At 56.6% G+C, this 20,604-nt stretch carries 18 protein-coding genes, 1 tRNA gene and 1 pseudogene; 10 read left to right on the top strand and 10 right to left on the bottom strand.

The features are described from left to right. Positions 1-13 precede the first annotated feature (13 nt). From HKK55_RS13195 to HKK55_RS13175, 5 genes are all read right to left on the bottom strand, one after another. Positions 14-1,036, bottom strand: a complete 1,023-nt coding sequence (locus tag HKK55_RS13195; protein WP_169355091.1) for an ABC transporter permease — start codon at positions 1,034-1,036, stop codon at positions 14-16. After that, complete coding sequence (locus tag HKK55_RS13190; RefSeq protein WP_169355090.1) at positions 1,036-2,097, bottom strand: microcin C ABC transporter permease YejB; 1,062 nt, start codon at positions 2,095-2,097, stop codon at positions 1,036-1,038. The genes HKK55_RS13195 and HKK55_RS13190 overlap by 1 nt, the downstream gene beginning before the upstream one ends. Continuing rightward, positions 2,097-3,965, bottom strand: coding sequence for an extracellular solute-binding protein (locus HKK55_RS13185; RefSeq protein ID WP_169355089.1), 1,869 nt, complete (start codon positions 3,963-3,965; stop codon positions 2,097-2,099). The genes HKK55_RS13190 and HKK55_RS13185 overlap by 1 nt, the downstream gene beginning before the upstream one ends. A gap of 139 nt (positions 3,966-4,104) precedes the next feature. Further along, positions 4,105-4,386: a peptidylprolyl isomerase gene (locus HKK55_RS13180; RefSeq protein ID WP_044274278.1), complete on the bottom strand. Its 282-nt coding sequence runs from the start codon at positions 4,384-4,386 to the stop codon at positions 4,105-4,107. 195 nt (positions 4,387-4,581) lie between these two features. Then, positions 4,582-5,664, bottom strand: coding sequence for a 3-deoxy-7-phosphoheptulonate synthase (locus HKK55_RS13175; RefSeq protein ID WP_169355088.1), 1,083 nt, complete (start codon positions 5,662-5,664; stop codon positions 4,582-4,584). Between the two features lie 635 nt (positions 5,665-6,299). Here HKK55_RS13175 and HKK55_RS13170 point away from each other — a divergent pair. The 7 genes from HKK55_RS13170 (at position 6,300) to HKK55_RS13140 (ending at position 11,312) form a co-directional block, all read left to right on the top strand. Beyond that, positions 6,300-7,055, top strand: coding sequence for a carbon-nitrogen hydrolase family protein (locus tag HKK55_RS13170; protein WP_169355087.1), 756 nt, complete (start codon positions 6,300-6,302; stop codon positions 7,053-7,055). Positions 7,056-7,070: 15 nt separating this feature from the next. After that, positions 7,071-7,520, top strand: a complete 450-nt coding sequence (locus HKK55_RS13165) for a GNAT family N-acetyltransferase (protein ID WP_169355086.1) — start codon at positions 7,071-7,073, stop codon at positions 7,518-7,520. A 76-nt stretch (positions 7,521-7,596) separates the two neighbouring features. Then, complete coding sequence (locus HKK55_RS13160; RefSeq protein WP_169357849.1) at positions 7,597-7,962, top strand: helix-turn-helix domain-containing protein; 366 nt, start codon at positions 7,597-7,599, stop codon at positions 7,960-7,962. Between the two features lie 151 nt (positions 7,963-8,113). Continuing rightward, entirely contained in the window at positions 8,114-8,755 is a 642-nt protein-coding gene (gene uvrY / locus HKK55_RS13155; protein ID WP_008436066.1) for a UvrY/SirA/GacA family response regulator transcription factor, read from the top strand. A 1-nt stretch (position 8,756) separates the two neighbouring features. Then, positions 8,757-10,580 carry an excinuclease ABC subunit UvrC gene (uvrC, locus tag HKK55_RS13150; protein WP_169357848.1) on the top strand — a complete coding sequence of 608 codons (1,824 nt, stop codon included), beginning with the start codon at positions 8,757-8,759 and terminating at the stop codon, positions 10,578-10,580. Positions 10,581-10,612: 32 nt separating this feature from the next. Continuing rightward, a complete protein-coding gene (pgsA, locus tag HKK55_RS13145; RefSeq protein WP_169355085.1) occupies positions 10,613-11,173 on the top strand; it encodes a CDP-diacylglycerol--glycerol-3-phosphate 3-phosphatidyltransferase in 561 nt (186 codons plus the stop codon). A gap of 63 nt (positions 11,174-11,236) precedes the next feature. After that, positions 11,237-11,312, top strand: a tRNA-Gly gene (locus tag HKK55_RS13140). Positions 11,313-11,476: 164 nt separating this feature from the next. Here the strand turns inward: HKK55_RS13140 and HKK55_RS13135 are convergent. Beyond that, a complete protein-coding gene (locus tag HKK55_RS13135) occupies positions 11,477-12,448 on the bottom strand; it encodes a DMT family transporter (RefSeq protein ID WP_169355084.1) in 972 nt (323 codons plus the stop codon). 92 nt (positions 12,449-12,540) lie between these two features. Between HKK55_RS13135 and HKK55_RS13130 the strand changes: the two genes are divergently transcribed. Then, positions 12,541-13,455 carry a LysR substrate-binding domain-containing protein gene (locus HKK55_RS13130; RefSeq protein WP_169355083.1) on the top strand — a complete coding sequence of 305 codons (915 nt, stop codon included), beginning with the start codon at positions 12,541-12,543 and terminating at the stop codon, positions 13,453-13,455. A gap of 32 nt (positions 13,456-13,487) precedes the next feature. Here the strand turns inward: HKK55_RS13130 and HKK55_RS29465 are convergent, their stop codons facing one another. From HKK55_RS29465 to HKK55_RS13115, 4 genes are all read right to left on the bottom strand, one after another. Next, a complete protein-coding gene (locus tag HKK55_RS29465; protein WP_336604618.1) occupies positions 13,488-13,571 on the bottom strand; it encodes a hypothetical protein in 84 nt (27 codons plus the stop codon). A gap of 413 nt (positions 13,572-13,984) precedes the next feature. Further along, positions 13,985-15,259: an MFS transporter gene (locus HKK55_RS13125; protein WP_169355082.1), complete on the bottom strand. Its 1,275-nt coding sequence runs from the start codon at positions 15,257-15,259 to the stop codon at positions 13,985-13,987. A 25-nt stretch (positions 15,260-15,284) separates the two neighbouring features. Next, a complete protein-coding gene (locus HKK55_RS13120) occupies positions 15,285-16,403 on the bottom strand; it encodes a ThiF family adenylyltransferase (protein WP_169355081.1) in 1,119 nt (372 codons plus the stop codon). An 18-nt stretch (positions 16,404-16,421) separates the two neighbouring features. Further along, positions 16,422-16,904: a hypothetical protein gene (locus HKK55_RS13115; protein WP_169355080.1), complete on the bottom strand. Its 483-nt coding sequence runs from the start codon at positions 16,902-16,904 to the stop codon at positions 16,422-16,424. A 925-nt stretch (positions 16,905-17,829) separates the two neighbouring features. Between HKK55_RS13115 and HKK55_RS13110 the strand changes: the two are divergent. Both HKK55_RS13110 and HKK55_RS13105 read left to right on the top strand, forming a co-directional pair. Further along, positions 17,830-18,009: pseudogene (locus HKK55_RS13110) on the top strand (formyl transferase); the annotation flags it as partial. Between the two features lie 97 nt (positions 18,010-18,106). Continuing rightward, a complete protein-coding gene (locus tag HKK55_RS13105) occupies positions 18,107-20,521 on the top strand; it encodes a DUF3772 domain-containing protein (protein ID WP_169355079.1) in 2,415 nt (804 codons plus the stop codon). Positions 20,522-20,604: the final 83 nt, after the last annotated feature.

Raw genomic sequence — 20,604 nt, 5'->3', positions numbered from 1 at the left:
GTTTCGCTGCCTTTCATGAGCGTGGGTCGAAGGCGTCGCGCAACGCCTCGCCGATAAACACCAGCAGAGACAGAATCAGCGCCAGGGTGAAAAACGCCGTCAGCCCCAACCATGGCGCTTCTAGGTTCTGTTTGCCCTGGGCGATCAGTTCACCCAGTGAAGCACTGCCCGCCGGCATGCCGAAACCGAGAAAATCCAAGGCGCTCAAGGTGGAGATCGCCCCGGTCAAGATGAACGGCAAGTAGCTCAAGGTGGCGGTCATCGCGTTCGGCAGGATATGCCGGCGGATGATCTTGCCATCGCCTAGGCCCAGGGCTCGCGCGGCCTTGACGTACTCAAGGTTGCGCCCACGGAGGAATTCGGCGCGCACCACGTCCACCAGGGCCAGCCACGAAAACAGCGCCATGATGCCCAGCAGCCACCAGAAGTTGGGCTCGACAAACCCCGAGAGAATGATCAGCAGGTACAGCACCGGCAACCCGGACCACACCTCCAATATCCGCTGGCCAAGCAAGTCGACCCAGCCACCGTAATAGCCTTGCAACGCCCCGGCAGCGATGCCGATCGCGGCACTGATGGCGGTCAGGGCCAGGGCAAACAGAATCGACACCCGAGCACCGAAGATTACCCGCGCCAACACGTCACGGGACTGATCGTCGGTGCCCAGCCAGTTCACCGAAGAGGGCGGGCTGGGTGCAGGGTGGGTCAGTTCGTAGTTGGGGGTGTCGTCGCTGAAGGGAATCGGCGGGAACAGCATCCAGCCGCCGTCCTTTTTGATCAATTGCTGCACGTACTCGCTGCGGTAGTCGGCCTGGAACGGCAGTTGGCCGCCGAACTGCTGCTCGGTGTAGCGCTTGAAGGCCGGGAAATACAGTGAGTTTTGATAGCTGAGTACCAAAGGCTTGTCATTGGCAATCAGCTCGCCGCCGAGGGTCAGGATAAACAGGCCGATAAACAGCCACAGCGACCACCAGCCACGGCGGTTTTTCTTGAATCGTTCAAAGCGTCGGCGGGCCACGGGAGACAGTCTGAGCATCAGGCATTCCTCCCGGCGAAGTCGATACGTGGGTCCACCAGGGTGTAGCAGAGGTCGCCGATCAGTTTTATCAGCAGGCCGAACAGGGTGAAGATAAACAGCGAGCCGAACACCACCGGATAATCCCGGGACACGGCCGCTTCGTAGCTCATGCGGCCCAGACCATCGAGGGAGAAGATCACTTCGATCAACAGCGAGCCGGCAAAGAACACGCTGATAAAGGCCTGGGGAATGCCCGAGATCACCAGCAGCATGGCGTTGCGAAATACGTGGCCGTACAACACTCGGCGTTCGCTCAGGCCCTTGGCCCGGGCGGTGACCACGTATTGGCGGGTGATTTCATTGAGGAACGAGTTTTTGGTGAGGATGGTCAAGGTGGCGAAACCACCGATCACCAGAGCACTGACCGGCAGCACCAGGTGCCAGAAGTAGTCGGCGATCTTGCCCACGGTGCTCAACTGGTCGAAGTTTTCCGAGACCAGCCCACGCACCGGGAACCAGTTCAGTGAAGTGCCCCCGGCAAACACCACGATCAGAAACATCGCGAACAAAAACGCCGGCATCGCATAGCCGATCACGATGGCGGTGCTGCTCCAGATATCGAACTGGCTGCCATGCTTGACCGCCTTGCGAATGCCAAGAGGGATCGACACCAGGTAGGTGATCAATGTGGCCCAGAGCCCGAGGGAAATGGTCACTGGCATTTTTTCCAGGATCAGGTCGACCACGGTCGCGCCGCGAAAGAAGCTGTTGCCGAAGTCGAGTTGGGCGTAGTTCTTGAGCATCAGCCACAGGCGTTCCGGCGCCGGTTTGTCGAAGCCGTACTGTTTTTCAATGTCCTTGATCAGTTTCGGGTCCAGGCCACGGCTGGCCCGTGAGCCGCTGCTGATACTTTCCCCGGAACCGCCACCGATGCCACCGCCACCGATGCCTTGCAGATGAGCAATGGCCTGTTCCACGGGGCCGCCCGGTGCGGCTTGCACGATGACAAAATTCACCAGCAGGATGATCACCAGGGTGGGAATGATCAGCAGCAGGCGCCGCACGATATAGGCAAACATCAGTGGGCTCCTCCCGGTTGGCCGCGCTTGATCAGCTCGGCTTTCATCTGTTCGTTGGTCAGCGGCGTGGAGCTGACTTGCCACCAGGTTTCCAGGGCTTCGTCATTGCTGGCTTCCACCGCCGGGCGGCCGAAGCGGTTCCACCACGCGGCGGAGGTGCCCGGTGGGTAGTAATTGGGGATCCACAGGTAATTCCATTGCAGCACCCGGTCCAGGGCGTGGGCATAAGTGAGCATCTGCGCCTGGGTGGTGGCCTTGACCAGCCCGGAGATCAGGCTGTCGACGGCCGGGTCCTTGAGGACGATGTAGTTGTTGGCGCCGGGATCAAAGGCGGCGGCCGAGCCGAAATAGTTGTACAGCTCCATTCCCGGTGAGGTGGTGACCGGGAAGCCGGTGACGATCATGTCGTAGTCCCGGGCCATGACGCGGTTGACGTACTGCGAGGAGTCGATACGGCGGATATTGAAGGTGATGCCGATCTGCGCCAGGTTGCGTTTATAGGGCAACAGCAAGCGCTCAAGGCCGGCCTGGGCGTTGAGGAAGGTGAACTCCAGCGGCTCGCCTTCGCTGTTGACCAGTTTGTCGCCGTCGGGCTTCCAGCCGGCTTGTTCCAATAGGGCCAGGGCTTGCAGCTGTTTGTCGCGGATCATCCCGGTGCCGTCGGTGGTCGGGGCCTTGAACACCTGGGTGAAGACCTCTTCAGGAATCTGCCCGCGCAAGGGTTCCAAGATCGCCAGTTCGGCAGCGCTCGGCAGTTGGGTGGCGGCCAAGGGGCTGTTGGAGAAGTAGCTTTGCTGGCGGATGTACAGGTTGCGCATCATCTGCCGGTTGGCCCATTCGAAATCCCACAGCATTGCCAGGGCCTGGCGCACGCGGCGGTCCTTGAACATCGGCTTTTGCACGTTGAACACGTAGCCCTGGGCCGGTTGCGGCGCGTCCTTGGCCAGGTGCGCCCGTTGCAGGCGGCCATCGTCGAGGGCCGGGCCGTTGTAGCCGATGGAGTAGCCGGTGGCGGAAAATTCGCGGTTGAAATCGTAGGCGCCGCCGCGCAGGACCTGGCGGGCGACTTCGGTGTCGCCGAAGTATTCAAGGCTCAGGTGATCGAAGTTATACAGACCACGGCTGACGGGCAGGTCTTTGCCCCACCAATTGGGGTCACGCTTGAAGCTGATGGTGTTGCCGGAATCGACCTTGCTCACTTGGTAGGGGCCGCTGCCCAACGGTGCTTCGTAGCCGCCGCCGTTGGCGAAGTCGCGGGTCTTCCACCAATGCTCGGGGAAGACCGGCAAGGTGGCGACGTCCAGGGGCAGGGTGCGGTTTTCATTGCTGGAGAAGTCGAAGCGCACTTGTCGTGGGCCTTCCACTTCGACGTGCTTGACGTCGGCGAACAGCGTCCGGTAGCGCAGGCTGCCCTGGGTCATCAGCAGGTTGTAGCTGTAGCGCACGTCCTCGGCGGTGATGGGCTGGCCGTCGGCAAAGCGTGCCTTGGGGTTGAGGTAGAAACGCAGGGACAGGCCGTCGTCTGAGCGTTCCATTTTTTCTGCCACCAGGCCGTAGACCGTGTAGGGCTCATCCAGGGAGCGCTGGGCCAGGGGCGAATAGACCCAGCCGTCGATCTGGCTGACGCCGATGCCTTTGTCGATGTAGGGCATGACATGGTCATAGCGGCCAATCTCGATGGCCGAGCGTCGCAGGCTACCGCCCTTGGGGGCGTTGGGGTTGGCATAGGCAAAATGGCTGAAGCCGGCGGGGTATTTTGCAGGTTCCCCGTACACCGTCAGCGACGGTTGCGGTGCCGCGATCACGGCCGTGCTTGCCAGCAGCAGGGCCAGGGTAGAGCCAATCAGAGCAGAAAAAACCAGTCGCATTATCAGCCTTGAGCGCCGGGTGAAGAAGGAAGGGGATTTGTACGCTAACGGCGCACGCCTCGCCAGTCACCATGCTGTCACACAAACAGAACGGCCCACCAAAAGGCGGGCCGTTCTGTTAAGCATAAGGGCGAACTGATCAGTCCTGACGGCTGGTCACTTCCAGCAGGTGGTAACCGAACTGGGTTTTCACCGGGCCTTGTACGGTGTTGACCGGGGCGCTGAACACCACGGTGTCGAATTCTTTGACCATCTGGCCTGGACCGAACGAGCCCAGGTCGCCGCCCTGACGGCTGGATGGGCAGCTGGAGTTGGCTTTGGCGATCTCTGCGAAATCGGCGCCGCCTTCGATTTGGGCCTTCAGTTCGTTGCACTTGTCTTCAGTGGCAACCAGGATGTGGCGGGCGGTAGCTTTGGCCATGGGGGTAACTCCTTGAATAAAAAAGGTGAGCCTACCGGATTCAGGCGGTTATTTCCCGGCAAAGTTCCACTGTTTTTATGGGGGAAACCGGTTCGGTGTGGGGGCTGGCTTACCTGCGATATGGGCAGCGCGGTGTTTCAGGAACACCGCAGGGATGCTATCGCAGGCAAGCCAGCTCCCACATGGGGGCTCATTTCAGGCGTTAATCTCATGGTGTGCTCGCAGGCGCTGTGCGGCTTCACGCAATAATTGCTCGGTGCTCTCCCAGCCCAGGCAACCGTCGGTCACCGAGACCCCGTAGTGCATCGACGGGCTCAGCGGCTGGCAACCTTCGAACAGGTGACTTTCCAGCATCATGCCGATCAGCGAGGTGTCGCCCTGTAAGCGCTGCTCCAGCACGTCGTTAAATACCGCTGGCTGGCGCAATGGGTCTTTACCGCTGTTGGCGTGGCTGCAATCGACCATGATCCGTGGCGCGACCTTGGTTTTCGCCAGGTCGGCCTTGACCTGGGCCACGCTCTGGCGGTCGTAGTTTGGCCCGCGATGGCCGCCGCGCAGCACCAGATGGGTGTCGGGGTTGCCTGGGGTCTGGATGATCGCCGGATGGCCCTGGCTGTCGACACCGAAGTGGCGGTGCGGGTGACTGGCAGAGCGCATCGCGTCGCAGGCGATGGCGACGCCGCCGTCGGTGCCGTTCTTGAAGCCCACGGGCATGCCCAGGCCGCTGGCCATCTCGCGGTGGATCTGTGATTCGGTGGTGCGCGCGCCAATGGCGACCCAACTGAGCAGGTCGTCGAAGTAGCCGGCAGCCATGGGTTGCAGCAATTCAGTGGCAACGGGAAGGCCCAGGCGCAGCATTTCGCGCATCAGTTCCCGGGACAGGGTCAGGCCGGCAGCCATGTCGTCGCTGCCATCGAGGTGCGGATCGTAGGCCAGGCCTTTCCAGCCGATAGTGGTGCGGGGCTTTTCGACGTAGGCGCGAATCACCAGCAGCATCTGGTCGCTGACGTCATGGGCCAGCTTCTTCAGGTTGCGAGCGTATTCCATGGCCGATTCCGGGTCGTGGATCGAGCACGGGCCGACGATCACCAGCAGGCGGGAGTCTTCACCGTTAAGGATGGCGCGCACGGCCTGGCGATGAGCATGGATTTGCTCGCTCAGGAATGGGCTCAGGGGCAGTTGATGCTTGAGTTCAAGGGAACTGGGCAAACGCTGGGTCAGCGCTTCATTGGCACAGGACAGGGCAGAAACAGGCAGAGCGGCGATGGAGGAGTTCATATTCAAGGCTTCCTGGACAAGCGGCGGGCGTTTCCCGCGCGCTTGGCCCTACTGGGGTGTTCGACAATTGGCCAAATTGGCTACGTGCGTTGGCTTGCCACCTGTAGGTGACCGATCGGAGGCGGCAGGCTGTCCCGAGCGGAGCTTGCTAAATCGCCAGGCGGTGGACGTGTCGTAGCGGTAATAGGTGGCGTAGTTCATGGCGTAATTCCTTCAAGTGTTCTGGATGAAACGAAATATTAAGGAGGCTCTTTACTGGGCCCTGAAAAAACAAAACCCCCGGTCGGGGAGCCGACCGGGGGTTAGATTTCTCTGGTAGGCGACCCCTTGAGTAGTGGGCGCCGATTTCAGGTATCAGGCGCGCCAGTGGCTAAACCAATACCCAAAATAAAAGCTGACCAGTGCGCTCAAACCGTTCACGCGGGTAGCCACGGCCGAACGCTGTGCGTTGGCAGTAGGGCAAGCCTGAGTGAGGGTGAGTTGCAACATGGTACGTCTCCAAATGATGGGAGGAGCTTACTAGAGGCCGGCGGGTTGATTCAATCAGTAATTTCTATGGGGGTTGAGTACTTACGGCTATGGCCTGAGTGTCGATATGCTGGGAGGACCTTCACGATGTTTGCCGGGACGCAACCATGACTGCCTTGACCCTTGCTGCTGCTCAATCCATTTCCATCGCGGGCGACGTGCCGGCCAACATTACCCGGCACCTTGCATTCATGCGGGTTGCCGCGGAGCAAGGCGTGCAGTTGCTGGTGTTTCCGGAACTGTCCCTGACCGGCTATGAGCCGTCCCTGGCAGCTGCGCTGGCGATTGATCCGGAGGATGCCGTGCTGGCGCCATTGCGGGCGATGGCCCGTGAGTTGCGCATCACCGCCGTGGTTGGCATGCCGATCCGGAGTGCGCCCGGTGCTGAGGTACTGATCGGTGCGCTGGTACTGGCACCGGATGGCTCGCTGGCGGTGTACAGCAAGCAACACCTGCATCCCGGCGAAGACGTGGCGTTTGCGCCAGGGGAGGGCGGTGCAGCGCTCGAGTGGGGGAATGACCGGATCGCCCTGGCGGTGTGTGCGGATTTTTCCCACCCCAGCCATCCGCTCCAGGCAGCGAAATACGGGGCCAATATCTATGCTGCAGGAGTACTGATCAGCGAAAACGGCTACGGGCCGGACAGCACATTGCTGCAAGGGTACGCCGCCGAGCACGAGATGGTGGTGCTGATGGCCAACCACGGCGGCTCCACGGGAGGATGGGTTTCTGCCGGGCGCAGCGCTATTTGGGCAAGTGATGGCTGCTTGATTGCCTCAGCGTCGGGTGTGGGTGATGTTCTGGTGATTGCACGCAGGGAAGGCGGATATTGGAGCGGGCAGCAGCGGGTGATTGCCTTTTAAAAGGAGCGCGACGACATGGCGTTTCAATTGCGGGCCGCGACGGACCGGGACCTGGCGTTTGCTCGAACCCTGACGCATCAGGCAATGGGCAACTATTACCGTCAATACGACTTGGTGTGGTCCGACAAAGGCTTCAATACGGCCTGGGCCGGCCGGGAAAACTGGCTGATCTACCAAGAGCATACAGTGCTGGGCTTTGTCAGCCTGAGTTATGACGACAGGGCACTCTATATCCGCGAGTTGCACATCCTTGATGAGTGTCGCCGGCAAGGGGCCGGCAGTTGGGTGCTGGAGCAAATGGCCCTCAAGGCCCGCATCCAGGGCTTGGGTCTGCTGCGGCTGACGGTGTTCAAGACCAATCCGGCGCGAAGGCTCTATCAGCGCAAGGGCTTGAGTATTGTCGGCGAAGAGGATTGTTTCTGGCGGATGGAACTGGGTTGTCAGGCGCCGTCTTCAGGCGGATAACGTATTCATTGTGCTTGTGTAAAAAGAGATGAGCATGCCACCTCTTGAGGTGTGCCAGACAGGAGCATTCATCCAAATGGGTGGAATCGGTTTGCGATTGCGGCAAGAAAGAGAGCGACTTGGCCTGTCGCAACGCGCTTTTGCTGAAATAGGCGGTGTGGAAGCTAACGCACAAGGCCGGTATGAAAGCGGCGGTCGAGCGCCAAGAGCGGACTATTTGTCTCGGGTGGCCGAAAGAGGTGTGGATATTCTGTACGTGTTGACGGGTAACGTGACACCGACGCAGTTGGAGAACTTGAGTCAGATTGAAGAAAGGGTCTTGGGTAACTACCGGGCGATGTTCAAGGAAGATCAGGACGCCATCCGGCGGCTGACCTCTAGCCTGGCCGAGCATTCGTCTACGCTCAGTGGGAAAATCAGGTCGGTGCCCCCGGATTCTTGACCTTTTACCCAGGAAATACAGCTGTTTGCCACTCGGCAGACGCCTGCCATGCGCTGAAACTCTATATATATGACGCTTGCAGCTAGGTCTGCGCCTTGGTTTTTTGCTAAGGTGTTCAGCAACCTATAAGACCATATCGCGAGGTGTCTGCTTGATTAGGGTGCTAGTAGTCGATGACCATGATCTCGTTCGTACAGGCATTACACGAATGCTGGCTGACATCGATGGCCTGCAAGTAGTCGGCCAGGCCGAGTCAGGGGAGGAATCCCTGATCAAGGCCCGGGAATTGAAGCCCGATGTGGTTTTGATGGACGTCAAGATGCCCGGGATCGGCGGTCTTGGCGCCACTACCAAATTGTTGCGCAGCCATCCGGACATCAAAGTCGTGGTAGTGACCGTATGCGAGGAAGATCCATTTCCTACACGGCTTCTACAGGCGGGCGCGGCTGGCTATCTGACAAAGGGCGCGGGCCTGGCGGAGATGGTCCAGGCGATTCGCCTGGTGTTTGCCGGCCAGCGCTACATCAGCCCGCAGATTGCCCAGCAGTTGGCCATCAAGTCTTTCCAGCCCACCAGTGACTCGCCGTTCGATGCGCTGTCGGAGCGGGAAATCCAGATTGCCTTGATGATTGTCGGCTGCCAGAAGGTTCAGTCCATCTCCGACAAGCTGTGCCTGTCGCCGAAAACCGTCAACACCTACCGTTACCGCATTTTCGAGAAGCTCTCCATCAGCAGCGATGTTGAATTGACCTTGCTGGCAGTGCGTCACGGCATGGTGGATGCCAGCGCCTGAAATGACAGACCTGTTCGATCCGAGTGCTTTTCTTTCCACCTGCAGTGGCCGTCCTGGCGTGTATCGCATGTTCGACAGCGATGCGCGTCTGCTGTATGTCGGCAAAGCCAAGAACCTGAAGAGCCGCCTGGCGAGTTACTTTCGCAAGACCGGCCTGTCCACCAAGACCGCCGCGCTGGTGGGGCGCATCGCCCAGGTGGAAACCACCATCACCGCCAATGAAACCGAGGCGTTGCTGCTTGAGCAGACGCTGATCAAGGAATGGCGGCCGCCCTACAACATCCTGCTGCGTGACGATAAGTCCTACCCGTACGTGTTTTTATCCGACGGTGACTTTCCTCGGCTAAGCATTCATCGCGGGGCGAAGAAGCAGAAGGGCAAGTACTTCGGCCCTTATCCCAGCGCGGGTGCTATCCGTGAAAGCCTCAGCCTGCTGCAAAAGGCTTTTTTTGTTCGCCAGTGCGAAGACAGCTTCTACAAGAATCGCACCCGGCCATGCCTGCAATATCAGATCAAGCGCTGCAAGGCGCCCTGCGTGGGCTTCGTTGAGCCTCAGGAGTACGCCGAGGACGTGCGTCACTCGGTGATGTTCCTCGAGGGGCGCAGCAATGCCTTGGCGGATGAACTGTCGGGTGCCATGGAGCAAGCGGCCAGTACCCTGGATTTCGAACGTGCAGCCGAATTGCGCGACCAAGTGTCCTTGGTGCGCCGGGTTCAGGATCAGCAAAGCATGGAAGGCGGAACCGGCGACGTCGATGTCATCGCCGCTTTCGTCAACCCGGGTGGCGCCTGTGTGCACCTGATCAGTGTGCGTGGCGGGCGGGTGCTGGGCAGCAAGAACTTCTTTCCTCAGACCGGTATTGATGAAGAGGTCGCCGAGGTCATGGCGGCGTTTCTTGGCCAGTATTACGTCAGCAGCCCCGAGCGCGACTTGCCGGCGGAACTGATCGTTAACGTGGTCCATGAAGACTTCCCGACGTTGATCGAAGCGATTCACGAGCTGCGTGGTCGCGAGCTGGACATCAGCCACCGGGTGCGCGGTACCCGGGCACGCTGGCAGCAATTGGCAGTGACCAACGCTGAGCAGGCCCTGAGTGCGCGCCTGGCCAACCGGCAGCACGTGGCGGCACGCTTTGAGGCGCTGGCCGAAGTCCTCAACCTGGATGAGCCGCCCCAGCGCCTGGAGTGTTACGACATCAGCCACTCCAGCGGCGAGGCCACCGTAGCGTCCTGCGTGGTGTTCGGGCCGGAAGGGCCGATCAAGTCCGACTATCGGCGCTACAACATCGAAGGCGTGACAGCCGGCGACGACTACGCTGCCATGCACCAGGCCCTGACCCGACGCTTCAGCAAACTGAAGGACGGCGAGGGCAAGCTGCCGGACATCCTGCTGGTGGACGGCGGCAAGGGCCAGTTATCCATGGCCCGTGACGTGCTCAACGAACTGGCGGTGCCCGACCTGATCTTGCTCGGCGTGGCCAAGGGCGCCACCCGCAAGGCCGGTTTTGAAACCTTGTACTTGAATGATGCAGCCCATGAGTTCACCTTGAAGGGCGATTCCCCGGCGCTGCACCTGATCCAACAGATCCGTGACGAAGCCCACCGTTTCGCCATTACCGGCCACCGCGCCCGCCGTGGTAAAACCCGGCGTACTTCAACCCTGGAAGGGATTGCAGGGGTAGGGCCGACGCGTCGGCGCGACTTATTGAAACATTTTGGTGGCTTGCAAGAGCTGTCCCGTGCCAGCATCGAAGAAATAGCCAAAGCTCCCGGTATCAGTAAAAAGCTCGCTGAGTTGATTTATGCAAACCTGCACAGCGAGTAGAATGCCTTCTCACCTCGTAGCCAGTTGTGCCGATGAATATCCCTAATCTGATCACCGTACTACGCGTCCTGCTCATTCCGATTTTCATTTTGCTGTTCTACCTGCCGTACGAATGGAGTTACATGGCCTCCAGTTCAGTCTTCGCCTTTGCGGCGGCGACCGACTGGCTGGACGGATACCTGGCCCGTCGCCTGGAGCAGAGCACACCTTTTGGCGCGTTCCTTGATCCCGTGGCTGACAAACTGATGGTGGCCGTGGCCTTGGTGCTACTGGTACAGGAACACGGCAACTTGTGGCTGACCCTGCCCGCGGCGGTGATCATCGGTCGCGAGATCGTCGTGTCCGCGCTGCGCGAATGGATGGCCGAAATCGGCGCCCGCGCCCACGTGGCTGTCTCCAACATGGGTAAATGGAAAACCGCGGCGCAGATGCTTGCCCTGGTCATCCTGCTGGCCAACCCCTCGCAATTCTCCTTCTGGGTATTGTTGGGTTACGCCCTGTTGCTGGTTGCTGCTGGCCTGACCTTGTGGTCGATGCTGCAATACCTGCGCGCTGCCTGGCCTCATCTGCGGACCACCGTGGAAAAGAAATAAAACTTTTTTGAATCAAAGGGTTGACGGGTGTTCTGGATTCTATAGAATGCACACCACCAAGACGCGGGAATAGCTCAGTTGGTAGAGCACGACCTTGCCAAGGTCGGGGTCGCGAGTTCGAGTCTCGTTTCCCGCTCCAAGATTCAGAAAAAGCCACTTTAATGAGTGCTTTTTTTTGCCTGCAATTTGTGTTGAATTCAGGTAAGCGTCCGCCCAATACACCTCGCGTGATTAGGTGTCGGCGCGCCAGCCCCCACTAACCGGACGACCAACACATCTTGGGCTGTATTGCTCGTGATTGGCTTAAGACGCCGTTAGCTTATCGTTCCTCTTTTCGTGCGACGCGAAGAGCATCCGTATGGCCAGCATTGCGCCTGTCAATACGGCCGTAATACCCAAAGCTTCATACAACGTTGGTAGGCGTTGCTCAAAAAACAATCCAAGTAGGGTGGCGAAAAGAGACTCGAGAGCAATTAGCTGTCCCGAAAGCACCATGGGTAAATAACGAGACGCCTTGTTCCACGCCCATGCCCCCAATACGGACGACAAAATTGCAATTAGAAATGCCCAGGCATAAAGACTTCCCGCATTGGTAAAGCTGGCTCCTTGGGTGGGCATTTCAAAAAGACTAAACGCATATCCCAAGGGCAATACCAACAGCATGCCTAGCGTGCTCCCAACCATCATGAGCCCTGTCCACGCGCTTGTTGAATGTGGTGGGATTTTACTCAGCCCTTTTTGGTTCAGCACACTGAACGCTAACCAAAACACCACGGCACACACAGAAAAAACCACCCCGATCGCAGCGGTGCCTCGCGGGATGGAGGGGGTGTCGTTAGCCATGATATTGATGAGTAGCAGGCCGAACACCAGCATGGATAGCGGCAATGCCAGTTTTCCCCACGCCAGCATCTTGTTTTGCGCGTTTCCAAGCAGCGCCAGCATCACGGGCACCACCGCGATGAATGCCGGTGTCAGGACGGGGCCGCTGATCATGACACCGCATGCAATACAGACGCTGTACCCGAGATAGCCGATGGCTCCCAGCGCCAACGCGATCATTCGCATGGGAAATGTCAGCCCTTGGACATTGGCACGTTCGACGATAGTCCAAACGACTCCGACTACTCCAACGATCATGAATTTAACGGCCAGAAAGTCAAATATGCTGTAGCTCCCCGTGACATAGGGAACAATGAAATTTGAGCCCCAGCATAATGTGGCGAATACCGCAAAAAACACGCCTAGGGCAAAAGGATGGGCAGATGTGTTCATAAGCAACTCCAAGGCTGAGTAATCGCAAGCTTGAACGTTGCCGGATGTATGCTACAAACGAGTTCTCAGCCCGCAAGGCATAATCCACGGTTATGAATTTACTCGGTAAGTCGCTCCCGCCACTCGCAAGCTTGCTGCCTTTTGAAGCGGCCGCTCGCCTGGGGAGCTTTTCACGAGCAGCTGACGAACTCCATATCACTCAAGCAGCGGTGAGCCGACAGATTCGCGGGCTTGAGGAAGATCTCGGTGTAACGCTGTTCGATAGACGTAATCGTGCAGTCTTTTTAACGCCGCAAGGACAGCAGCTAGGACTTGTCGTGAGTATCGCGTTGAACCAGATAGGTTCAGTTGCTGATAGCTTGCGAGGTGCGTCCCGCAAGCCTCAGGTCGTATTGCTCTGCCAGCTGTGTGAAGCGTTTTACTGGTTGATGCCGCGCCTTTTTAGCTTTCACCAACGCCACCCGGATATCGAGATTCAAGTCGTTACCACCACGCAGCCCCTGACGGAGTTCAGTGGTCATTTCGACGTTGCACTACAGAGCACCGGCCGGGCAAGTGGATTAAGTCATCTGTTATTCACGGCCTCTGACGAAGTGTTCCCCGTGTGCAGTCCCGATTACCTCAACGAACAAGAGGAGGTATTGAAAGTCACAGATTTGGTACACCACACGCTCCTGCACCATCGGGCTACGCCTCCTCATTTGATGGAGTGGGACAGTTGGTTAGCCGAGTTCGGTATCGTTCTGGATGGTCGCACCAAAAGTCGCTATTTCGACAGTTACCCGATGATGCTCCAAGCGGCAGTGGAAGGACATGGTATTGCCGTCGGCTGGGCGCGAACTGCCGGGAGATTGGTTGATAGTGGAGCCTTGACAAGGCCTTGCTCTGAAAGCGTGGTTCTGCCACAAGCGATATCGATTTTTAAACGCCCCGTCATTGTTGAGCGAAGAGAAACCGAGTATTTGATAGAGTGGCTCAGGAGTGAACTGTTAGAAGCGCTAGTTTAGGCGTACGCGTGCGCCGATCGAAACTCGAACGACTAAACCGGTTGCCAGCAATGCGGCAATAATTGTGCAATTTCACCCGCCCGCTGCATCGGCAGGCGAGTCAGCACGTCCTTCAAATAAGCCAATGACTTAGACTTTTAAGGATTTGGAGTAGGAACAGCGTTGTGGTTGCGTGAAATACCCGCTTAAAAGGCTACAACGGGTGCCCACTTAAATTTAGGTGCACACCATGTCTTGGCTTAGCAGGGCTGGGTAGATGACTTTGCGGGACGGATACGAATTCAGTCAGTGCTTGAGGTCAGTTCGTTCGGGTCTTTTTTCATTCCAGCGGGAGCCACTGATTTCCAGCATCCTTCAGTACCTTTAAGGCCTGAATTGAGTCTTGAACGCACGCGTACTGAATTGGTTTGTTGCTGGAGCAGCTTGGGTAACGAGATGAACATCGTGCCCTGACTCTGTCATGACCTGATAATTGTCATCAGCCCTAGGCCAATTTAATAGCATCGTGAATGATATTTTGCTGCGCGTGCTAAATGTCATTACGCGCCAACGCTGGGTGATGAAAACGAGTCGCTACATAAACCCCCAGTATTACTAAAAAAACTCCCATAATTGAGATCATTAGCCCCAGTGATCCAGGGAGATTGCTTCCCCACAGTTCAATTGCACTAGGGTAGTGGGTAAGAAAGGGGCGTAATAGATGGGTTACCAGCGGCTCCGAAAACAGAATGGATACTGGCGCTACAAAATACATGGTCATTGAGCGTAGAGCGATTATTTTACCTTGAATCTCTAGCGGCGTTTGCGCATGCCAGATCGTTTGGTTGGCGCTCACCAGTGCCGCCACTGAAGCTCCTACCACAGGGGTAAGCACCCACAGGTGCGTTCTGAACGTAACCATGCCAACGGCGATCAAGCTTAGCCCCAGTATGAAGATGCTTGTAATCAGGATGTGAGCCGGGTCGACACTGCTTTTGATTTTTCTAAGGAAAAAGCTGGACAGGAGCATACCCGCGCCTACTGCACCTGACACAATACCCAAGTCGAGGCTGGAGCCAGCGGCGAGTACGTAGGGCGAAAGCGCGACTGTAAAAACAGAAAGGACAGCGTTAATCGGCATGAAAGCGACCAGTAGGATAATTAGGTACCGCCTCTTCGACAGCCACTGTAAAGCCTGTTGAATTTCAGAGAGTAAAGACGAGCGCGGAGGGGGAATTCTGCTTGTGTTCAGCGTGAGGTTGAGGGAGAACGACAATAGAATACCGGCACTTATTACGAAAGTTAGCGCATCGATGGCGAGCAGTAAGGACAGTCCTAGATAGCTAAAACTCACGGCACCTAGTATCGGCCCTAGCATCAGTGCGCTGCCCCGAAAGGACTGTTGTACGGAGTTGACTCTGAGCAAATTTTCTTTAGCCGTGATAGAGGGTATCAACGCAGACGAGGCAGTAAATCGAAATTCATTACAGATAGAAAGAGACCATGCTAACGCCATGGCTAGAGGTGTGCTGAAGACGTCATTCAAATATAACGACAAGGAAATCAATATGCTAATTAGGGAAAATGAGTCAGCGGCTATCAAAATCCATTTTTTGTTATAGCGATCAACAACTAAGCCGGCAACGGGAGAGACTAACACAACCGTGAGCGGTGTGATGATGCCGAGGAGCGTCATTGCCGCGTATGATCCCGTCACCTCAAAGATCCAAGCCGCTAGCCCAAACGTAGTCAAACTCGATCCTAGGTTGTTGATACCGAGCACGCAGGCAAATAGCATGGGAGGTAGGTAGCGGTAAAGTTTCAAATCTCTATCTCCGAATTAGCTCAGTTTACGAAAGTTTCGCGTGGGGATGGGTCGCACAAGCCGCACAGTTTCTGTAACGCCTATAAGCTAATCTCTCCGTATTGCCATCCAAAGAAACCTTGAAGCTTTCGAAGAGAGACCGCTCGGTCCCAGTGCCTGATAAGTAATGAAGAGTTGTCGATGCCACGAAGCTAGCTACCAGGGCCGGGCGAGGGCCGAACGCTGCACGGTCGGGCAACGGTTCTTTGACGACTTTCTCAAGAAAGCTGATGGGGTCTGAGTAGCGCGATCGATATGTCCGTGCTTGACATAGATAGCAAGGAGAGTAATAAGGTACGCTTATTGGTCCTATCCAGTTCCCGCCCATTGCTAAATAGGGGACATGTAAAGATAAAGATGCTTTGCCGATCCATTCGCGAATTTTTAGCCTAGGTTGGTCTGCTGTGAGAATTAGGAAATCAACGCCGGTGGTTATTTCATTAGCCCTTTCCTGGCTGTCAACAAAGGTATTTAAGGTTTCAACCTCTAAGTGTGAGTGATGGCTTAAAAGTAAATTTCTTAATACCTCAATCTTAAGGCGTCCGATGCTATTTTCGGGGTAGAGAATCTGCCTGGGAAGGTTGCTGGATGCGACGGTGTCTCCATCTACTAAGCGAAGCTTGCCCACTCCGGCAGCGGTTAGCATAAGCGCTGTCAGCGATCCGGCTGCACCTGCACCTACGATACAAACCGTCGAGTTTTGCAGTCGCTTATTCATCTGGCTAACCGAATGTTCGCTGCTGGAAAAGGCTCTAAAATATGCGTCCTGCCAAATAAATCTAGTATCTCTGGTTAACTCAATTTCCTCATTGTCTATTCTGTCATATACACGTATAACACCCAGCTCCCAAAGTCTAGCTAGCGCTGAGATCTTATAGGGTTTGCCGGTACGTTCTGATACGCGTTTTTTTATAAGTCCGGTGGGGATCGCATCCTTTAGGATTTGATATTCATTTTCGGTGTCTGAGAAATTCAGTGATTCACCTTTTTCACTGTGCAGCCAAATGACGTCTACTATATCTTCCAGCGTCCATGAGGGTATCAGCTCAAGCGTGTACTCTTCATTTGTTAAGTCGTCTAATATCCGATTTCGAAGACTGAGCATTTTTAGATTTCCATGCGATCAATTATATTCAGGTCGGTCCGGCACTGGGTACTGTTTCGGAAGTTCTCTATACCAGCGAATCGCGGTTTTTATTCCTAGTTTTATCCGTACTTCAGTAATGGCATCTTCCAGGGTTTTTTTGTTTGTTTCGATGAACTCAGGGAGGTCTTCCGCTGCCAGTCTTGGACTTGCTCCCTGCAATCCATTCGGAGTGGGGGTGTGGTGTATATAATTACCAAAAAAGTCAGTGCAGAAGTTTGTGTATTCGCGTGTGCTTAGAATGAATTCGTGCCAATAATTATCTATTATCCATTGCTCTGGGAAGCTTGGAAAAGGAGGGCTTTCACTGGGTCTTGTTCCGATCAGCCATATCCAGCGTTTTAAATCCAGGAAAAGCTCACTGGACTCTCGCATTGAGACCTTGTTGTTTTTCGAGAAGGCTAACATTAACGCATCGTTACGGTAATGCAGTACATTATCTAAAGATGGCGCCTTTCTCATGGTGTCGATCCTGTCCCGTTTTCATAGTCTTGTGCTCTGCCAAGGCGCGTACTAAAGGAGGAGCGGCTAACACCGCTCCCCTCCCTGCTCTATCTATCTTCGACGCAACAAACTACTGCTAAGTCTGGTTTTTCGTCCCACCGCGATACGGTCTCGTCTAAAATGACAGAGACCAGAAGAGCATCTTCGAGATTTTGATATTGATCTGTTATCACTGGAGATTCTGCTGACATGTTTTTCTCATCCGTAAAAGTGATTTTTAGCCATGCATTGCATTAGGTTATCCAGTCGTGCGCGGACTAAATTCCTTGGCTATTCGGTGCCGGGCATCCTTGTGTACTCGCCGAGTCGGCATTAGCCATAGATATCTGGCTACCGCCTAGGGCAAACATAACCAATAACAGCATTTTCTGTGGCAGTTTCATGATGTGATCCTTCCATATATTGATAAATGCAATGATGTAGGGGAGCTTTCTCTTCTCTACATTTATGTGTGTTGATTTTCTATGGAGAATTTATAGAGAAGGTTTTATACGACTTTGTTATATCGTTATGCGAGTGGCATAGGGTGAACAAACGCTTCAGGCCTTCCATGGCTGTAAGCGTATGGCAATACCGTCTCTTGACGGCGTCGAGTAAATTTTGTTGGAGAAGCGGTTCAAAACCAGCGTACCGACTTCACTGAGTAATAAGATGGAAGAGCACCTTTGTGAGTTAGCTCGATCACCCAAATGGTTCACACCGACGTTACGGACTGTTCGTGAGTCGGGTTGTCGTCTTGGTGAATCGGAGCAGGTGCGGTGTGCAATTTGGTTTGGGGTGCTTTGTCCGGCTATTCAACACTTGGTCACCTTGGTCAGGTCAAAAGGGTTGATGTGATACGTGCCCGCTAGCGCGGGAAGTCGCGGTTCTCGATGGACTCATACAGGTCGTGTTACGGCGCCGCGAAAACGAGTTGGCACAGATGCAGTTGGGCAGGGTGCACAACCGCCAACAGTTCGCCGAGAAGTGCCGCAACTTCGTATTCAAGCGCAAAACCTGCAAGACCCCGCAGCGCTTGATTGCGCCGTGGGCATTGGAGTTCAAGCCCGCGTTGGTCGATTGAGAGGCGTGCCAGCTGCTCTTTTGCCTTCAGTATGGAATTTCCTTTCTCCCGCCACGGTCCATAGTCCCGATGGTAAAAGACTGAAAAGGACGACTTGATGTGGCGAATGTATAGAAGCGTCATCAGCCAGGCCATGCTGGCCATAGTGATGGCTATCAGCCTCCCGGCATGGGCAGATGCGCCCACAACAACGGTGCCGCTGGAGGTCGTCGACAGTTTGCCGCTGTTGTCGGAAGACGCCGACCTGAAGCAACTCAGCCAGCAACTTGAGCTGATTCGCCAGAGTGTCCCCATCAGTACCAGTGACGAGAGGCTGGCGGAGTTTAGACAGGGCGCACTCCAGGTGCAGCAACGGGCCGAGATGTTGCTCACGGTACGCGCAACCGACATGGAGCGCCTTGATGATCAACTGAAGGTATTGGGCGCGGCCCAGCCCGGGGAAGCGCAGAGCCTCACGGCTCAACGGGATGTCCTGACCCAGAAAAAGAACAGCCTGCTTGATGATGAGCGTCAGGCAAAACAGCTCAGTCAGGGGAGCCGCGACCTCGCCGCGCAGATCGTCAACTTGCGGCGCAATTTGTTTAATTCCCAGGTCACTTCACGTACCGATACCCCTTTTAGCCCCACGTTCTGGTCGACCCTGATCCGTCCCACCGCTGAAGACCTGCAGCGCCTGAACAACCTGAAGGCTGAGGGTGTCGTTGCCCTGAAGAGCGCCGTCAGCCCCGAGCGCCGCTGGGCGTTCTTCAGCACGCTGCTGGCGGCTGTGCTGATCTGGAGTTTCGGCCGGCGGCTGCTTGAGCGTCTGCTCACCTGGGCGATGATTCGCTGGCTGCCGGAGGGGCGTCTGCGACGCAGCACCCTGGCGGTGGCGGTGGCGTTATCGTCGATCCTGACGATCATGGGCGCCGTCTCACTGATGCGCTGGGGGTTGGAAAGCAATGCCGACTTGAGCGAAAACCTGGCCCGGCTCTCCGAACATCTGGTTACCCTGGCCACGTTCTGCGCGTTTATTGCAGGCCTTGGGCGTGCCTTGCTGATGCTGCCGCGACCTTCCTGGCGGTTGGCGGCCATTGCCGATGAGATCGCCAGTGCCCTGGGGCCTTTCCCGGCGATTCTGGCGGTGGCGCTGATGCTGGTGGCTACCGAGGAGCGGATCAACAGTGTCACCGGCACCAGCCTGGCGTTGACCGTTGCGCTCAATGGCCTGACGGCACTGACCACGGCGCTGATCTTCATTGCCGCGTTGCTGCGTTTGCGCTACGTGCGCAAAAAGCTCGACCTGGGTCGTCCGGGTGGATTCACCGGCATATTGCCCTTTGTTACTGCGATGTGGGTGGCCTTGATTGTCCTCGGGTTGTTAACGGGGTATCTGTCCCTGGCCTACTTTCTTACCGTCAAGCTGCTGTGGGTCGGCGTCGTGGCGGCGACGGCCTATCTGCTGATTGCCTTTTTCGGCGACGTCTGTGAAACCCTGCTTTCGCCCAAGCAGCCCAGCGGCCTGGCACTGGCCAACGCATTGGGGCTGTCACCCCGGCATCAGGCCCAGGCCTGCACCGTGCTGGCTGGCGTCGGCCGTACATTGCTGTTGCTCACCGCAGTGATGGCGGCCTTCCTTCCGGCGGGCTCCAGCCCCAGCGAACTGCTCCAGGGGTTCAGCCAACTGGGAGAAACCAGCAAGACGCTGGGCAACCTGCACATCATTCCCCAGGATATCCTCGTTGCGCTGATGATGTTTGTCATCGGGTTGTTCGCTGTGCGGACCTTGAAGCGCTGGTTGAGTGAGAGGCTGCTGCCGGAAACCAACATGGACGCCGGCATGCGTGCATCCTTGGTGACCCTGGTGGGCTACCTAGGGTTTGTGCTGCTGAGTCTGTTGGTGATGTCTACCCTGCAGATCAACCTGACCAGCCTGACCTGGGTGGTCAGCGCCTTGTCGGTGGGTATCGGCTTCGGCCTGCAGGCCATTGTGCAGAACTTCATCTCCGGGCTGATCCTGCTGACTGAACGGCCGGTGAAGGTCGGCGATTGGGTCAGTCTGGGTGGGGTTGAGGGCGATATTCGCCGGATCAACGTACGGGCAACCGAGATCCAGATGTCTGACCGCTCGACGGTGATCGTGCCGAACTCGCAGTTCATCTCGCAAAACGTGCGCAACGTCACCATGGGCAACGCGCTCGGTGTGGTGGGCATCACCCTCACATTGCCGCTGGACACCGATGTACTGAAAGTTCGCGAGCTGCTCCTGCACTCGTTTACCGAGCACGAGTCGATTCTCGACACTCCCGCACCTTCAGTCACGTTCAAAGACCTGGCCAGGGATGGCCTGATCATTGGTGTCAGTGGCTACGTCAACAGCCCGCGCTCGGTGTCCGGGACCCGCAGCGATTTGCTGTTCATCCTGCTTGCCCGTCTTCAGGAAATGGGTATTACATTGTCTTCACCCCAAAGCCTGGTGTTGATTCCGGGAGAGGGAAGCCCCTCGACGCCGAACCCATCGGCGCAGCCTTGATGAAGGCGCATACGGAGCGGAATGGGTGGCCTGATACGTCCAGGCCTCCAGAACCGTCCGTGTTAGTGGGGTCGAACCCTTAG

Source organism: Pseudomonas sp. ADAK18 (genome assembly GCF_012935695.1).
Lineage (GTDB): Bacteria > Pseudomonadota > Gammaproteobacteria > Pseudomonadales > Pseudomonadaceae > Aquipseudomonas.
Note: the sequence above shows the minus strand (reverse complement) of the source record. Positions and strands in the feature narration are given on the sequence as shown.

Excerpts from the sequence above, each read along its gene's own strand:
- HKK55_RS13185 (WP_169355089.1), bottom strand. The coding sequence starts at position 3,965 with ATGCGACTGGTTTTTTCTGCTCTGATTGGCTCTACCCTGGCCCTGCTG.
- HKK55_RS13170 (WP_169355087.1), top strand. The coding sequence starts at position 6,300 with ATGACTGCCTTGACCCTTGCTGCTGCTCAATCCATTTCCATCGCGGGC.
- HKK55_RS13180 (WP_044274278.1), bottom strand. The coding sequence starts at position 4,386 with ATGGCCAAAGCTACCGCCCGCCACATCCTGGTTGCCACTGAAGACAAG.
- HKK55_RS13130 (WP_169355083.1), top strand. The coding sequence starts at position 12,541 with ATGAATTTACTCGGTAAGTCGCTCCCGCCACTCGCAAGCTTGCTGCCT.
- HKK55_RS13120 (WP_169355081.1), bottom strand. The coding sequence starts at position 16,403 with ATGCTCAGTCTTCGAAATCGGATATTAGACGACTTAACAAATGAAGAG.
- HKK55_RS13175 (WP_169355088.1), bottom strand. The coding sequence starts at position 5,664 with ATGAACTCCTCCATCGCCGCTCTGCCTGTTTCTGCCCTGTCCTGTGCC.
- pgsA (WP_169355085.1), top strand. The coding sequence starts at position 10,613 with ATGAATATCCCTAATCTGATCACCGTACTACGCGTCCTGCTCATTCCG.
- HKK55_RS13105 (WP_169355079.1), top strand. The coding sequence starts at position 18,107 with ATGTGGCGAATGTATAGAAGCGTCATCAGCCAGGCCATGCTGGCCATA.
- HKK55_RS13165 (WP_169355086.1), top strand. The coding sequence starts at position 7,071 with ATGGCGTTTCAATTGCGGGCCGCGACGGACCGGGACCTGGCGTTTGCT.
- HKK55_RS13115 (WP_169355080.1), bottom strand. The coding sequence starts at position 16,904 with ATGAGAAAGGCGCCATCTTTAGATAATGTACTGCATTACCGTAACGAT.
- HKK55_RS13195 (WP_169355091.1), bottom strand. The coding sequence starts at position 1,036 with ATGCTCAGACTGTCTCCCGTGGCCCGCCGACGCTTTGAACGATTCAAG.
- HKK55_RS13135 (WP_169355084.1), bottom strand. The coding sequence starts at position 12,448 with ATGAACACATCTGCCCATCCTTTTGCCCTAGGCGTGTTTTTTGCGGTA.
- HKK55_RS13160 (WP_169357849.1), top strand. The coding sequence starts at position 7,597 with ATGGGTGGAATCGGTTTGCGATTGCGGCAAGAAAGAGAGCGACTTGGC.
- uvrC (WP_169357848.1), top strand. The coding sequence starts at position 8,757 with ATGACAGACCTGTTCGATCCGAGTGCTTTTCTTTCCACCTGCAGTGGC.
- HKK55_RS13190 (WP_169355090.1), bottom strand. The coding sequence starts at position 2,097 with ATGTTTGCCTATATCGTGCGGCGCCTGCTGCTGATCATTCCCACCCTG.